The 12,699-nt window shown below is 61.0% G+C and carries 16 protein-coding genes; 4 read left to right on the top strand and 12 right to left on the bottom strand.

The features are described from left to right. Positions 1-47: 47 nt before the first annotated feature. Together OPV09_RS05740 and OPV09_RS05735 are read left to right on the top strand one after the other, a co-directional pair. A complete protein-coding gene (locus OPV09_RS05740; RefSeq protein WP_338680853.1) occupies positions 48-725 on the top strand; it encodes a suppressor of fused domain protein in 678 nt (225 codons plus the stop codon). Positions 726-812: 87 nt separating this feature from the next. Then, a complete protein-coding gene (locus OPV09_RS05735) occupies positions 813-2,153 on the top strand; it encodes a hemolysin family protein (protein WP_034749482.1) in 1,341 nt (446 codons plus the stop codon). Here the strand turns inward: OPV09_RS05735 and OPV09_RS05730 are convergent, their stop codons facing one another. From OPV09_RS05730 to OPV09_RS05705, 6 genes are read right to left on the bottom strand one after another with little or no spacing between them, the layout of a single operon-like run. Then, positions 2,154-3,230 carry an AI-2E family transporter gene (locus tag OPV09_RS05730; RefSeq protein ID WP_034748981.1) on the bottom strand — a complete coding sequence of 359 codons (1,077 nt, stop codon included), beginning with the start codon at positions 3,228-3,230 and terminating at the stop codon, positions 2,154-2,156. It abuts the gene before it with no gap. A 42-nt stretch (positions 3,231-3,272) separates the two neighbouring features. Beyond that, positions 3,273-3,866 carry an SCO family protein gene (locus OPV09_RS05725; RefSeq protein ID WP_338680852.1) on the bottom strand — a complete coding sequence of 198 codons (594 nt, stop codon included), beginning with the start codon at positions 3,864-3,866 and terminating at the stop codon, positions 3,273-3,275. Then, positions 3,863-4,762, bottom strand: coding sequence for a heme o synthase (cyoE, locus tag OPV09_RS05720; protein WP_128141325.1), 900 nt, complete (start codon positions 4,760-4,762; stop codon positions 3,863-3,865). The genes OPV09_RS05725 and cyoE overlap by 4 nt, the downstream gene beginning before the upstream one ends. After that, on the bottom strand, positions 4,763-5,932 hold the full coding sequence (locus tag OPV09_RS05715; protein WP_338682234.1) for a COX15/CtaA family protein: 1,170 nt from the start codon (positions 5,930-5,932) through the stop codon (positions 4,763-4,765). 18 nt (positions 5,933-5,950) lie between these two features. Continuing rightward, positions 5,951-6,580 (bottom strand): cytochrome C oxidase subunit I, encoded by a 630-nt coding sequence (locus tag OPV09_RS05710; RefSeq protein WP_338680851.1) that lies wholly within the window; start codon positions 6,578-6,580, stop codon positions 5,951-5,953. After that, on the bottom strand, positions 6,561-7,265 hold the full coding sequence (locus tag OPV09_RS05705) for an SURF1 family protein (protein WP_374106889.1): 705 nt from the start codon (positions 7,263-7,265) through the stop codon (positions 6,561-6,563). Before OPV09_RS05705 ends, OPV09_RS05710 begins: the two co-directional genes overlap by 20 nt. A gap of 78 nt (positions 7,266-7,343) precedes the next feature. Here OPV09_RS05705 and OPV09_RS05700 point away from each other — a divergent pair, with 78 nt between their 5' ends. Beyond that, complete coding sequence (locus tag OPV09_RS05700; RefSeq protein WP_034748996.1) at positions 7,344-7,544, top strand: twin transmembrane helix small protein; 201 nt, start codon at positions 7,344-7,346, stop codon at positions 7,542-7,544. Between the two features lie 159 nt (positions 7,545-7,703). Here the strand turns inward: OPV09_RS05700 and OPV09_RS05695 are convergent, their stop codons facing one another. The 6 genes from OPV09_RS05695 to coxB are packed head-to-tail and all read right to left on the bottom strand — an operon-like array spanning position 7,704 to position 12,389. Continuing rightward, a complete protein-coding gene (locus tag OPV09_RS05695; RefSeq protein ID WP_070305721.1) occupies positions 7,704-8,564 on the bottom strand; it encodes a cytochrome c oxidase subunit 3 in 861 nt (286 codons plus the stop codon). A gap of 40 nt (positions 8,565-8,604) precedes the next feature. Beyond that, positions 8,605-8,811: a DUF2970 domain-containing protein gene (locus OPV09_RS05690; protein WP_034749002.1), complete on the bottom strand. Its 207-nt coding sequence runs from the start codon at positions 8,809-8,811 to the stop codon at positions 8,605-8,607. A 9-nt stretch (positions 8,812-8,820) separates the two neighbouring features. Beyond that, a complete protein-coding gene (locus tag OPV09_RS05685; RefSeq protein WP_083293044.1) occupies positions 8,821-9,393 on the bottom strand; it encodes a cytochrome c oxidase assembly protein in 573 nt (190 codons plus the stop codon). Between the two features lies 1 nt (position 9,394). Continuing rightward, positions 9,395-9,511, bottom strand: coding sequence for a cytochrome oxidase small assembly protein (locus OPV09_RS05680; RefSeq protein ID WP_217494662.1), 117 nt, complete (start codon positions 9,509-9,511; stop codon positions 9,395-9,397). Between the two features lie 51 nt (positions 9,512-9,562). After that, positions 9,563-11,167, bottom strand: coding sequence for a cytochrome c oxidase subunit I (gene ctaD / locus OPV09_RS05675; RefSeq protein WP_219330106.1), 1,605 nt, complete (start codon positions 11,165-11,167; stop codon positions 9,563-9,565). Positions 11,168-11,180: 13 nt separating this feature from the next. Then, positions 11,181-12,389 (bottom strand): cytochrome c oxidase subunit II, encoded by a 1,209-nt coding sequence (gene coxB, locus OPV09_RS05670; RefSeq protein WP_072456862.1) that lies wholly within the window; start codon positions 12,387-12,389, stop codon positions 11,181-11,183. A gap of 79 nt (positions 12,390-12,468) precedes the next feature. Between coxB and OPV09_RS05665 the strand changes: the two genes are divergently transcribed. Continuing rightward, the gene (locus tag OPV09_RS05665; RefSeq protein WP_128141319.1) at positions 12,469-12,696 is read left to right on the top strand and encodes a hypothetical protein; all 228 of its coding nucleotides are present in this window, start codon (positions 12,469-12,471) and stop codon (positions 12,694-12,696) included. Positions 12,697-12,699: the final 3 nt, after the last annotated feature.

Raw genomic sequence — 12,699 nt, 5'->3', positions numbered from 1 at the left:
AGTTGCATGTTTTATACTCAAATGCTCATCCATTTCAGTGAACCGACATGACCAATCTTGCCAATGACGGCGCCGCAAGCAGCCTTCTGGAAACAGCCTGGACCCAGCGCGAAGAAACGCTCTACAGAGCCCTGTTCGGGGACCTGGGACCGGGCATCTATCCGCTCGACCTGTCGCTGTTCGAACAGATGTTCAACTGCACCCAAGTCGATCCGCGCTGGCTGCATATCGGCGTGTTCGAATGCCCGCCGACACCCGAGCGGCCGCACTGGGTCTATGTGTCGTCGGGCCTGTCCAATCCATGGGACGACGAACCCGATGCGGACGAAGAGTGGACGGGACTGGGCCGCGAACTGCTGCTGGAATGCCCGCAGCAGTCGCCATGGGCGCTGGCGCTGGTGCGCAGGTTCGCCGCGTATCAGATGCTGCTGGCGGCTGGCCGCTTCGGTGACCAGGAACCGCTGGACGCCTGGGACCGCATGTCCGTTGGCGGCCCCATCGATGGCCAGCAGTCCGCGCTGAGCGCCATCATCATGGTGCCCAGCGAACATTACCCCGAAGAATATGCACTGGTCTCGGGAAAATTTGCCTTCCTGCAGATTATCGGCCTCAGCGCTGCCGAGCTGGCGCATGGCCGCACGCACGACTTCGAGGACTTGTTGCAGACGCTGGGCGACCAGGGCGCCGCGCCGCTGGTCGACGCCGCACGCCGCAGCATCGTGTAAAACCGCAGGGCCGATTCGCCGGAAATTAGGATACTGCGCCCTTCGTCGTTTAAGATGACGTTTTACCAGCCCATCTTCAGCGCCCCCATGCACAATGTCTTGCTAGTCCTGCTCGCCCTCTTCCTGGTCGCGCTGAACGGTTTTTTTGTTGCCGCCGAGTTTGGCATCGTCACATTGCGGCGCACGCGCATCCGCGCCATCGCCAAGACGCAGGGACTGCGGGGCCGCATCCTGGCCAAGGTGCATGGCCAGCTGGACGCCTATCTGTCCGCCTGCCAGCTGGGTATCACCCTGGCGTCGCTGGGCCTGGGCTGGGTCGGCGAACCGGCGTTCGCCGGCTTGCTCGAGCCGCTGTTCGGCGCCATCGGCGTCACGTCGCAAGAGCTGATCCATGGCGTCTCCTTCGTCGTCGCCTTCAGCGTGATTTCCTTCCTGCACATCGTCGTGGGCGAACTGGCGCCTAAATCAATGGCCATCCGCAACCCGGAAGCCGTCGGCCTGTGGAGCGCGATTCCTCTGTACGGCTTTTACTGGACCATGTATCCGGCCATCTACCTGCTCAACGCCAGCGCCAACTGGGTGCTGCGCCTGGCGGGCCTGTCCGGCAAGGGCGGCCACGATGCCCATTACTCGTCCGAAGAACTGAAACTGATCCTGCGCACCAGCCAGCCCGGCGAAAAGTTTACGCGCGACGAGCGCAACATCCTGGCGCAGTCGCTCGATTTCGAACAGATGACGGTGTCGGACCTGATGCGCCCGATCAATGAAGTGATCGCCCTGCACGCGTCGAATACCCTGGAAGAAAACCTCGACACGGTGCTGCGTAACCGCTTCAGCCGCTACCCGTATTTCGACACGAATGAAGACGACGTGCTCGGTGTCGTGCACCTCAAGGATCTGTTCTTTGCCCAGCAGGCGGGCAAGCCGATCACCTCGCTCACGCCGTTCCTGCGTCCCGTGGACATCATTTCCGCCCGCACGCCGGCACTGGAACTGTTCCGCCGCTTTCGCGACGGCGCGCCCCACTTCGCCCTGATCGGCGAAAAGGGCAAGCGCCCGCTGGGCTTCATCACCCTGGATAACTTGCTCGGCGCCATGGTCGGCGAAATCCGCGATGAATTCCGCCGCAATGAAAACGACTGGCTCAAGCAGAGCGACGGCACCCTGATCGGCAAGGCCAGCCTGCCCATCTTCTCGCTCGAACGCATCCTCGGCATCGATATCGAAAACGAGGAACTGGGGCTGGACGACGTGGAATCGGTGGGCGGCTTGATCATGGTCAAGCTCGGTGACATTCCGAAGCAGGGCCAGCGCATCACCTTTGTCGACTTCGACATCGTCGTCAAGAAGATGAACGGGCCCCGCATCGTGCTCATTAAAGTGATCCCGAAGCAGGAGCGCGATCTGGATGCGGATTTAAGAGATTAACTACTTCTTGCTCGTCAGGGTATCTTTGCCCTGCGGCACGGTGGTCTCGCCTACCGTCCATGTTTGCAGCAAGCTGTACAGCACGGCCAGCAGGGTCGGCCCGATAAAGATGCCGACGAAGCCGAAGGCCAGCACGCCGCCCAGCACACCGAGCAGCACAAGCAAAAACGGCAGGCTGCTGCCGCGGCTGATCAGCATGGGTTTCACCACGTTATCCACGCCGCTGATCAGCAAGCCTCCCCACACCAGCATGAAGATGCCCCAGCCCGTCTGGCCGTCATTGAACAGCCAGATGGCCGCGCCGCCCCAGATCAAGGGCGGTCCCACGGGGATCAGCGAAAAGATAAAGGTGGCCACGCCCAAGAGGGCCACGGCCGGCACGCCGGCGATCAGAAAACCCACCACGGCCACCAGCGCTTGCGCCAGCGCCGTGCCCAGCAAGCCGTACATGACACCGCGCACGGTGCGGCTGATGGTCAGGCCCACGCCCGGCGCGCTGTCGCCGATGATGCGGCCGGCGCCCGTCATCAGGGCGCGGCTCAGCTGCTGGCCGTCGCGGTAGAGGAAGAAGCTGACGAACACGGCCAGGCTGGTCTGTGCCAGGCCCGTACCCAGCAGGATGCCGCCGGAAGCGAGGAAATGGCGCGCCGGTTCCAGCATCGTCTTGCCTAAATTGAGTAATTCCTCGCGGTCGGCGAGCAGGCGGTCCACGTAGCCGGCGATGGTTTCGCCCACCACGGGAATGCTGGCCAGCCAGGCCGGTGGATGCAGGCTGCCCGTTTCCAGTGCCGCGCGCAGCTGTTCATAGATGCGCGACACATTGTCGGCCAGGTTGTAGGTAACGAGGGCCAGCGGCAGCACGATGACGAGCAGCAGCGACAGGGTCATGATGGCGGCCGCCCAGTTGCGCCGGCCTTTCAGGCGTTCGAGCAGCAGCAGGTACAAAGGCCAGCTGGAAATGCCCACGCAGGCGGCAAACAGCATGGCGGCCAGGAAGGGCCGCAAGACGAAAAAGCAGCCGATCAACAGGAAGATGATGGCTGCCAGGCGGGCGTGGGGCTCGAAACGTTTGTCCATGTACTGCATGTCCTGAAGATGGCGCCTAGCGGCGCGACCGGATCAGGATAGCAGAAGTTTAAGATCGTGCGCGATGGCGGCCGGCTTTTCGCCGTGGCGCACGAACAGGCGGATCTTGCCGTCGCGGTCGAAGACATAGGTACCGGCCGTGTGGTCGACCGTGTAGCTGCTGTCCGTCTCGCCCTCGACCTTGGCGTAATACACCTTGAATTCCTTGGCCACCTTGGCCGTCGCGGCCGCGTCGCCATACAGGCCGACGAAACGCTTGTCGAAGGCCGGCACATATTCGGCCAGCAAGGTTTGCGTGTCGCGCTCGGGGTCGACGGTGACGAACAGCACTTGCACTTTGTCCGCCTGCGGGCCCATTTCCCGCATCACCTGGGCCATGTCGGCCATGGTGGTGGGGCACACGTCCGGGCATTGCGTATAGCCGAAGAACACCAGCACCAGCTTGCCCTTGTAGTCGGCCAGGGTGCGCGGGTGGCCCGTGTGGTCCGTCAGCGCAAACTCGCGCGCGTAGCCGAGGCCCGTCACGTCCGTGTTCTTGAAGGCCAGCTTGGTCGCCGCAGGCTTGCCGCAGCCGGCCAGGACGGCGACCAGCGCGGCCGCCAACAACAGGGTCAGGGTTTTTTTCATGTGCCGATAGGAATGTAGTGGTCGACCAGCAAGGCCGCGAACAGCAAGGCCAGGTAGATGATGGAAAACGTAAACGCCTTGCGCGCGATCAAGTCCGTGTAATGGCGGTACATCTTCCACGCGTAATACAGGAAGCCGGCGTTGAGCACCACGGCCGAAGCCAGGTAGATCAGGCCGCTCATGCGCACGGCGTACGGCAGCAAGGTGGTGGCGGCCAGCGCGATCGAATACAGCCAGACGTGAAATTGCGTGAACTTCAAGCCGTGCGTGACGGGCAGCATGGGCAGGCCCGAGCGCGCGTAATCGTCGCGGCGGTACATGGCCAGGGCCCAGAAATGCGGCGGCGTCCACACAAAAATGATCAGGACCAGCAGCCAGGCCTGCATCGGCACGTCGTTGGCGACGGCCGCCCAGCCCAGTGCGGGCGGCATGGCGCCGGACAGGCCGCCGATGACGATGTTCTGTGGCGTGGCGGGTTTGAGCACCATGGTGTAGATCAAGGCATAGCCGACAAAGGTGACAAAGGTCAGCCACATGGTCAGCGGATTGACGAGGTGATACAGAATCGCCATGCCCAGGCCGCCGATCACCAGCGCGAATACCACCGTCTGTTTCACCGTGATGTCGCCCATGGCCATCGGACGGCGCGCCGTGCGGGCCATGCGCGCATCGATCTCGCGCTCGGCCAGGCAATTGACGGCAAACGCGGCGCCGGCCAGCAGCCAGATACCGATGGTGCCGAACACCACCGCGCGCCAGTCAGGCAACTCCTCGCTGGCCAGGAACATGCCGATGACGGCGCAAAACACGGCCAGTTGCGTCACGCGGGGCTTGGTCAGCGCCCAATATTGGGCGATGCGGGGGGATGGTTTACGGCTGATGGTCTGAGTAGTCATTTATGCGATACGGGAAGGACTGGCTGGTGCCGAGGGCACTGGCGCGGAGGCGGAAGCAGATTTCCGCGCTACATCGAGTTGGAATTTAGCCTTGTAGTTTAACATGGTCAGCAATAACACGAGCAGCGCCGCCCCGCCGTTATGCAGGACGGCAATCGACAATGGCCAGCTCAGGTAAATCGTCGCCAGGCCCGTGGCCGCCTGCAGAACCAGCACCAGCGCCACCCAGCGGGCCGTGCTGCGCAAGGACGGCAGTTTCCACGCGCGAAACACCGTATAGCCGATGCCAGCCAGCACGATGAAGGCGAAATTGCGGTGCACCCAGTGGATGGCCGTCAGCGCGGAAAACGGTAAATAATGGCCGGCGGCCGTCTTGCCCAGTTCGCGCCACAGATGGAAACCATGCTCGAAATCCATTTCCGGAATGACCTTGCCGCCGCACAAGGGGAAATCCGTGCAGGCCAGGGTGGCGTAGTTGGTGCTCACCCAGCCGCCCAGTGCGATCTGCACGGTCAACAGCACCAGCGAAAAGATAGCCAGCGCGCGCACAGGGCGCAGCACGGCAGCGTCCGCATCGGCGCGCAGCAGGGGTTGGACGGCATGGTCCTGGCGCCCGCCCAGCCATGTCAGCATGGCCAGCAAGCCCATGCCCAGCAGCAAGTGGATGGTGACGATCACGGGCTGCAGTTTCAAGGTCACGGTCCAGGCCCCGAACGCGCCCTGCAGGCAGACGAACAAAAACAGCGCCGTGGGCAGCGCGGGCGCAAATTCCTCGCGTTTGCTTTTCTTCCACTGGCGCCACGCCTGCACCATCATCGCCACGATCAAGACGCCTATGGCCATGGCCAGGTAGCGGTGCGTCATTTCGATCCACGCTTTCACCACCGTCACGGGGCCCGTCGGCATCAGCGTTTCCGCCGCCACGATGTGCTCGTGCGCGAGGAAAGGATTGGCCGAGCCATAGCAGCCGGGCCAGTCCGGGCAACCGAGGCCGGAATCGGACAGGCGCGTAAAGCCGCCAAACATGATCAGGTCGACCGTCAAAAAGACGGCGATCCACACGAGCTTGCGGTATTTATTGGCGTCCGCGGACACCCAGACCATGGTCAGCGGCAGCAGCGCCACCAGCAGACCCGTCAAGCCCAGCTGGGCCAGCGCGGAGAGATGCATCGTCGGCATGCAGACCCCTCAACCGATCGCCGAAGCTTTGAGCAGCTTGGCGATGTCTTTCTTGATCTTGTTCGGGTCCGCGTCTTTCGGGAAGCGCATCATCAGATTGCCCAGCGGATCGATCAGGTAGAAATGGTCGCTGGTCTTGCCGCCCGGCTCCACGGGCAGCCATGCTTTCAAGGCGTCGCTATTGACGCGCAGCATGCTGGTGCCGTCGAATTCGCGCATCACGAGCGTGTCGAGTGGCTGGGCATCCGTCACCAGCCAGACCCGTTCCAGGCGTTCGCGTTCCTTGCCCTGCATGAGGCGCAGCTGTTGCATGTCAAACAATTGCTTCTTGCATGCTTCCTGGCAATCGGACGGCCCTGTCTGCAGCAGCACCCACTTGCCCTTGAATTGCGCCAGCGGCGACGCCTTGCCGTCCAGTTCCGTCACCTGCAGTTGCACCTCGGGTATCGGGTACAAACGCGGGTCGATCAGGGCGCCATAGTTGTTGCGGCCCGTGGGCTTGATGATGTAATACGTGAAATACGAGGCAATGATGGGAAACGCGCACACGGCCACGACGGCCAGCAGTTTCCAGCGTCCCGTATTTTGTGCCTGTTTATTGCTGCTGTCTTGCGTTGCTTCAGGGTTGTTTGTTTGCACGTCGAAATCCTGTAAAGACAAAAAATAGAAAAGCCATCAGTGCCAGTGCGTACCACTGGAATGCATAGCCGCGGTGCTTGTCGGCGCCCAGGTCCGGCGCCGGCCAGTCGCGCACGGGAAGCTGGCTGGACGCTGGCGCCGCTGCTGGGTCGACTGTTTGTTCGAGAATGAATGGCTGCAAGGCCAGGCCACTGGCCTGGGCCAGCTGGCCGATATCGGCATTTTGCACGATGGCGTGCGGCGCCAGGGCCGGCGCCGTACCCAGCTCCATCACATGGCCCGCGTTCAGGCGCGCGATGCCGGAAATCGTCACCGTGCCGGCCGGTGTCGAGTAGTCGGGAATGCGCGTACGCTCGGCATTGTTGCGCGGCAGCCAGCCTTGCGCCACGAGAACGTGCATGGCTGAACCGTCGATCCGGAATGGCGTGAGCACGTGAAAACCGGCCTGGCCCTTGTAGGGGCGGTTGTCCAGGTACACCGTCCAGGCGGGCACGAAATGGCCCGTGACGGTGATCCTGCGATATTCGATCGCTTGCGCGTCGCTCGGCAACATGGGGGCGGCCGTCAATGCCAGGGGCGCGGCCTGGTTGCCCGCCTCGAGCCTGGCAGCGCGCGCGACTTTCTCGTCGCCACGGCGCTGCTGCCATTGCGCCAGCGACACGCCCAGGGCCACCAGTAGCAGCATTACAACAAATGGAATCCATCTAAAATGGAAGCGGATACGCATTACAATGAAACCTCCTCAAGCCTGGCGTTACCATCCATGAAAATCCTCGTTGCCATCGCCTTCATCCTGATCCTGGGCAGCCTGGGCTCGGCCCTGTTCTTCCTCATGCGCGACAAGGGCAAGAGCAACCGCACCGTGCAGGCGCTGGCCCTGCGCGTGGGCTTGTCGATCACTCTGTTCCTGCTGATCCTGCTGGCGCACAAGCTCGGCTACATCCAGCCGACGGGCATACATTAAATGCTGGGGTCAGACCCGGCGGGACTGAGCCCGGTGCTAACGACGTTGCTTGGTTAGCAAAATTCTTAAACTAAGAAAAAAGCCGTACCCAGGATGTCCCGGTACGGCTTTTTTTCTGGTGCCGGCGCACGCATCAACGACGCGTGCCCTGCCCCGCCATTATAACCAATACACGACCACGTACAGGCCCAGCCAGACGACGTCGACAAAGTGCCAGTACCAGGCGGCGCCTTCGAAGCCGAAGTGGTGTTCCGGCGTGAAATGGCCTTTCAGCACGCGGTACAGGATGACGGACAGCATGATGGCGCCCAGGGTCACGTGGAAGCCGTGGAAACCCGTCAGCATGAAGAAGGTGGCGCCGTAGATGCCGGACGTCAATTTCAAGTTCAGTTCGCTGTAGGCGTGCATGTATTCGTAGACCTGGAAGCCCATGAAGATGGCGCCCAGCAAGATCGTGGCGAACAGGAACAGGGCCGTCATGCCCCGGTGGCCGGCGCGCAGCGCGTGGTGCGAAATGGTCAATGTGACGCCCGACAGCAGCAGCAAGGCCGTATTGATGGTCGGAATCCAGAACGGCGTCATGGTGGTGAATTCCTGCACCGTGCCGGCCGGGCCCGTATTGCCCCATTGAGCGGCGAAATCGGGCCAGATCACCTTGTGGTCGAGGTCGGCCAGCCATGGCATCGAGATGCTGCGCGCATAGAACAGGGCGCCAAAGAAGGCGGCGAAGAACATGACTTCGGAAAAGATGAACCAGCTCATGCTCCAGCGGAACGAGTGGTCGATGCGCTCGCTGTACAGGCCCTGCTCCGATTCGCTGATGGCGTCGCCGAACCAGAAATACAGCACCAGCAGGATGCCGGCCAGGCCCAGGTAATTGACGTACGGCCCCCAGGAGACGTCGTTGACCCAGGCCGAGGCGCCGATCATGGTCAGCAGCAGGCTGGCGCCGCCCAGCATGGGCCAGCGCGACGGGCCGGGTACGAAATAATAAGGTACGGCGGCGTGGTTGGAACTCATCATCATCTCCTCAAAAACTTATAGGGTGGTTTTTTATAATTTATAAAACGACGAATTTAACAATTGAAATCAGGATGCCGATCAGGCAAGCCACCACCAGGAAGCCGGCGATGACAATGTGCACGGGATTGAGCTTGGCCGAATCCGTGTCGAAATCGCTCTTGCGGCGCAGTCCCGTGAACGACCACACGACGGCGCGCAGCGAATACAGGAACGACGCTTTTTCAGGCTGCTTGGATTCGCCCATGCCACTCTCCTATTGGACGGCCGGCGTCTGAGCCTGGCTCAGACCGGCAATCTCGAAAAACGTGTACGACAGCGTGATGGTCTTGACCTCTTTCGGCAGGGCCGGATCGAGGAAGAACACCACCGGCATCTGCCGCGCTTCCTTGGCCTTCAAGGTCTGCTGCTTGAAGCAGAAGCACTCGACCTTCTTGAAATGCGGCGTGGCGCTCTGCGGCGCGTAGCTGGGGATCGCTTGCGCGTTGACGACGCGGTTTTGCGTGTTGACCACTTCATACATGACGGTCACCAGTTCGCCCGGATGCACCTGCATGCTCGACACGGTCGGGCGGAAGCGCCATGGCCCCTGCGCATTGCCGTCGAACTCGACGGTGATGCTGCGCGTCGTGTCGACCTGCGTATTGTTGTCGTAAGCCACCGTGCCATCTTTTTGCGTCAGCACGTTGATGCCCATCACTTCGCAAATCTGCTTGTAGACGGGAATCAGGGCATAGCCGAAGCCGAACATCAGCACGGCAATGACGAGCAGCTTGCCCAGCATCTTGCGGTTCAGGCCGCGTGTTTCCTGTTGATGGGGCGTCGTCACGTCAGAGCCACATGCGCTTGACGAACACGGACAGGAAGAAGAAGGCCGCCAGGCCCCCCAGTATCAGTCCGGTACGCAGGTTGTTCGGTTTTTTACGCTCAGTTTTCACTTCGGTCATGACAGGCACTTTATTCAAGACGGGCCGCGCAACACGCCGGCCCGGGATACCTTATTTCACGGTCGGCGGCGTTTCAAACGTGTGGAAAGGCGCCGGGCTCGGCACGGTCCACTCCAGGCCTTCCGCGCCTTCCCATGGTTTCGCTGGCGCAGCCTTGCCGCCGCGGATGGTCGGCAAGACCACGAAGAACAGGAAGTACACCTGCATCAGGCCAAAACCGAAGCCGCCGATCGAAGCGATCATGTTGAAGTCCGTGAACTGCGCCGGATAGTCGGCGTAGCGGCGCGGCATGCCGGCCAGGCCCAGGAAGTGCATCGGGAAGAAGGTCACGTTGAACGTGATCAGGGACAGCCAGAAGTGGATCTTGCCGCGCGTCTCGTTGTACATATGGCCCGTCCATTTCGGCGACCAGTAGTAGAAACCGGCGAACAGGGCAAACAGCGAACCGGCCACCAGCACGTAGTGGAAATGCGCCACCACATAATAGGTATCCTGCAACTGGATGTCGATCGGCGTGACGGCCAGGATCAGGCCCGTGAAGCCGCCCATGGTAAACACGAAGATGAAGCCGACCGAGAACAGCATCGGCGTCTCGAACGTCATGGAACCCTTCCACATCGTGGCGATCCAGTTGAACACTTTCACGCCCGTCGGCACGGCGATCAGCATGGTCGCGTACATGAAGAACAGCTGGCTCGTCACCGGCATGCCGGTGGTAAACATGTGATGCGCCCAGACGATGAAGGACAGAATCGCGATGGAAGCGGTAGCGTAGACCATCGAGGCGTAGCCGAACAGCGGTTTGCGGGCAAACGCGGGCAGGATCTGCGAGACGATGCCGAAGGCCGGCAGAATCATGATGTAGACCTCGGGGTGGCCGAAGAACCAGAAGATGTGCTGGTACATGACGGGGTCGCCGCCGCCTGCCGCGTTAAAGAACGAGGTGCCGAAATGGCGGTCCGTCAGCGTCATGGTGATGGCGCCGGCCAGCACGGGCATCACGGCGATCAGCAGATACGCGGTAATGAGCCAGGTCCAGCAGAACATCGGCATTTTCATCAGGGTCATGCCCGGTGCGCGCATGTTCAGGATGGTGACGATGATGTTGATCGAACCCATGATGGACGAGGCGCCCATCAGGTGCATGGCGAAAATGGCCATGTCCATGCCAGGGCCCATCTGCGTCGACAGCGGCGCATACAGGGTCCAGCCGGCAGCCGTGGCGCCGCCCGGCACGAGGAAGGACGTGGCCAGCAGCAGCGCGGCCGGCGGCAGCAGCCAGAACGAGAAGTTGTTCATGCGGGCAAACGCCATGTCGGACGCGCCCACTTGCAGCGGGATCATCCAGTTGGCGTAGCCGACGAAGGCCGGCATGATGGCGCCAAACACCATCACCAGGCCGTGCATGGTGGTCAGTTGATTAAAAAATTCAGGGTGGAAAAATTGCAGGCCTGGGTGAAACAGTTCAGTACGGATCATCAGGGCCAGCACGCCGCCCGACAGCAGCATGATGAACGAGAACCACAGGTACAGGGTACCGATATCCTTGTGGTTGGTGGCAAACAGCCAGCGGCGGTAGCCGGTGGGGTGGTCGTGGGCATGGTCGTGATCGTGACCGGCGTGGTCCAAGGTGCTAGTGCTCGTGCTAGTACTCATATGCGGCTCCTAATTACTTGCGTGCAGCCACGATTTCGGCTGGTTGAACGATGTTCTCTGCGGCCTTGTTCGACCAGGAATTGCGCGTGTAAGTGATCACTGCGGCAATTTCCGTATCGGACAGCTGTTTCCAGGCTGGCATTTCAGCGGGATACTTGCCGCTCTTTTGCCCGTTCAGCAAGACGTGGATCTGATCCGCTTTCGGACCGTTCACCACCGCCGAGCCGTCCAGCGGCGCGAACGCACCGGGCACGCCCTTGCCTGTCGCCTGGTGGCAGACCACGCAGTTGGCCGCATATACTTTCTCGCCCTTGACTTTCAATTCGTCGATGGTCCACACCTTGCTTGGATCATCAGCCAATGCCGCCATTTCCTTTTGTTTTACATCAACCCAAGCCTTGTAGTCATCGGCTGATACGACCTTGACGACGATGGGCATGAACGCGTGCTCCTTGCCGCACAGCTCGGCGCAATTGCCGCGGAAGGTACCGATATGGTCGGACTTGAACCAGGTGTCGCGCACGAAACCGGGAATCGCATCCTGCTTGACGCCAAAGGCGGGCACGGACCAGGCGTGGATGACGTCGTTGGCCGTCAGCACCACGCGGATTTTCTTGTTGACCGGCACGACGACTTCGTTATCGACTTCGATCAGGTAGTTTTCACCGCGTTTTTCCGTCGGCGGCGCGCCTGGCGCTCCCACTTGCGAGCGCGGCGTGGCCAGGTTGGAAAGGAAGGAGATGCCTTCGCCCTCGCCTTTCAGGTAGTCATAGCCCCATTTCCACTGCATGCCAGTGGCCTTGATGGTGATGTCGGCGTTCGACGTATCCTTCATGCCGACGACGGTGCGCGTGGCAGGCAGGGCCATGCCGATGACGATCAGGAAAGGCACGACGGTCCAGGCGATCTCGACGGTGGTGCTTTCGTGGAAAGTGGCCGGTTTGTGGCCCAGGGACTTGCGGTGCTTGAAGATGGAATAAAACATGACGCCGAACACGGCCACGAAGATCACCAGGCAGATGATCATCATCAGGGTGTGCAAATCGTAGATTTCATGGGCGATCTGTGTCGCCGGCGGTTGCAGATTCATTTCGAACGGCACGGGACCGCCGGTGCCGGGATAGGTGCCGGCAGCCGGTGCCGCCGTGGCCCATCGCCCGATGCCAAACGCTGTCAAAGACAGCCCGAGCAGCAACGATTGAAGTCGCTTTGCATGTGTCATGTTTTCCCCAACCACCCAAAAAATAATGATATTTTAAACGGCTGCGGACTTCTCCGTACTGGACCGCTGCCGCTCCTCCATGAAAGCAACACGGCCAGAATGCGGCCATGTGCGTCAAGCACCAGCGAATTCCATGCTGGCTGCCGCAGCAAAAACGGCGGCGCGCAACCATGCTGGAACCCTGTTTTTCTTCCCCACATCGAAATGGCCTCGTGTGGAAGATGGTTACTATACTAATGCAGTAACTTCGAATTCGTCTCGCTTTGTTTTTTTTATTTTGTATGCAGCCCTTGTTTTTTCTACTTAACAA

It is taken from the genome of Janthinobacterium sp. TB1-E2 (assembly GCF_036885605.1).
GTDB lineage: Bacteria > Pseudomonadota > Gammaproteobacteria > Burkholderiales > Burkholderiaceae_D > Janthinobacterium > Janthinobacterium aestuarii.
The sequence above is the reverse complement of the archived record's forward strand: the minus strand, read 5'-3'. Positions and strand labels throughout refer to the sequence as shown.

Excerpts from the sequence above, each read along its gene's own strand:
- OPV09_RS05740 (WP_338680853.1), top strand. The coding sequence starts at position 48 with ATGACCAATCTTGCCAATGACGGCGCCGCAAGCAGCCTTCTGGAAACA.
- OPV09_RS05735 (WP_034749482.1), top strand. The coding sequence starts at position 813 with ATGCACAATGTCTTGCTAGTCCTGCTCGCCCTCTTCCTGGTCGCGCTG.
- OPV09_RS05730 (WP_034748981.1), bottom strand. The coding sequence starts at position 3,230 with ATGGACAAACGTTTCGAGCCCCACGCCCGCCTGGCAGCCATCATCTTC.
- OPV09_RS05725 (WP_338680852.1), bottom strand. The coding sequence starts at position 3,866 with ATGAAAAAAACCCTGACCCTGTTGTTGGCGGCCGCGCTGGTCGCCGTC.
- cyoE (WP_128141325.1), bottom strand. The coding sequence starts at position 4,762 with ATGACTACTCAGACCATCAGCCGTAAACCATCCCCCCGCATCGCCCAA.
- OPV09_RS05715 (WP_338682234.1), bottom strand. The coding sequence starts at position 5,932 with ATGCATCTCTCCGCGCTGGCCCAGCTGGGCTTGACGGGTCTGCTGGTG.
- OPV09_RS05705 (WP_374106889.1), bottom strand. The coding sequence starts at position 7,265 with ATGCTGCTACTGGTGGCCCTGGGCGTGTCGCTGGCGCAATGGCAGCAG.
- OPV09_RS05700 (WP_034748996.1), top strand. The coding sequence starts at position 7,344 with ATGAAAATCCTCGTTGCCATCGCCTTCATCCTGATCCTGGGCAGCCTG.
- OPV09_RS05695 (WP_070305721.1), bottom strand. The coding sequence starts at position 8,564 with ATGAGTTCCAACCACGCCGCCGTACCTTATTATTTCGTACCCGGCCCG.
- OPV09_RS05690 (WP_034749002.1), bottom strand. The coding sequence starts at position 8,811 with ATGGGCGAATCCAAGCAGCCTGAAAAAGCGTCGTTCCTGTATTCGCTG.
- OPV09_RS05680 (WP_217494662.1), bottom strand. The coding sequence starts at position 9,511 with ATGACCGAAGTGAAAACTGAGCGTAAAAAACCGAACAACCTGCGTACC.
- ctaD (WP_219330106.1), bottom strand. The coding sequence starts at position 11,167 with ATGAGTACTAGCACGAGCACTAGCACCTTGGACCACGCCGGTCACGAT.
- coxB (WP_072456862.1), bottom strand. The coding sequence starts at position 12,389 with ATGACACATGCAAAGCGACTTCAATCGTTGCTGCTCGGGCTGTCTTTG.
- OPV09_RS05665 (WP_128141319.1), top strand. The coding sequence starts at position 12,469 with ATGAAAGCAACACGGCCAGAATGCGGCCATGTGCGTCAAGCACCAGCG.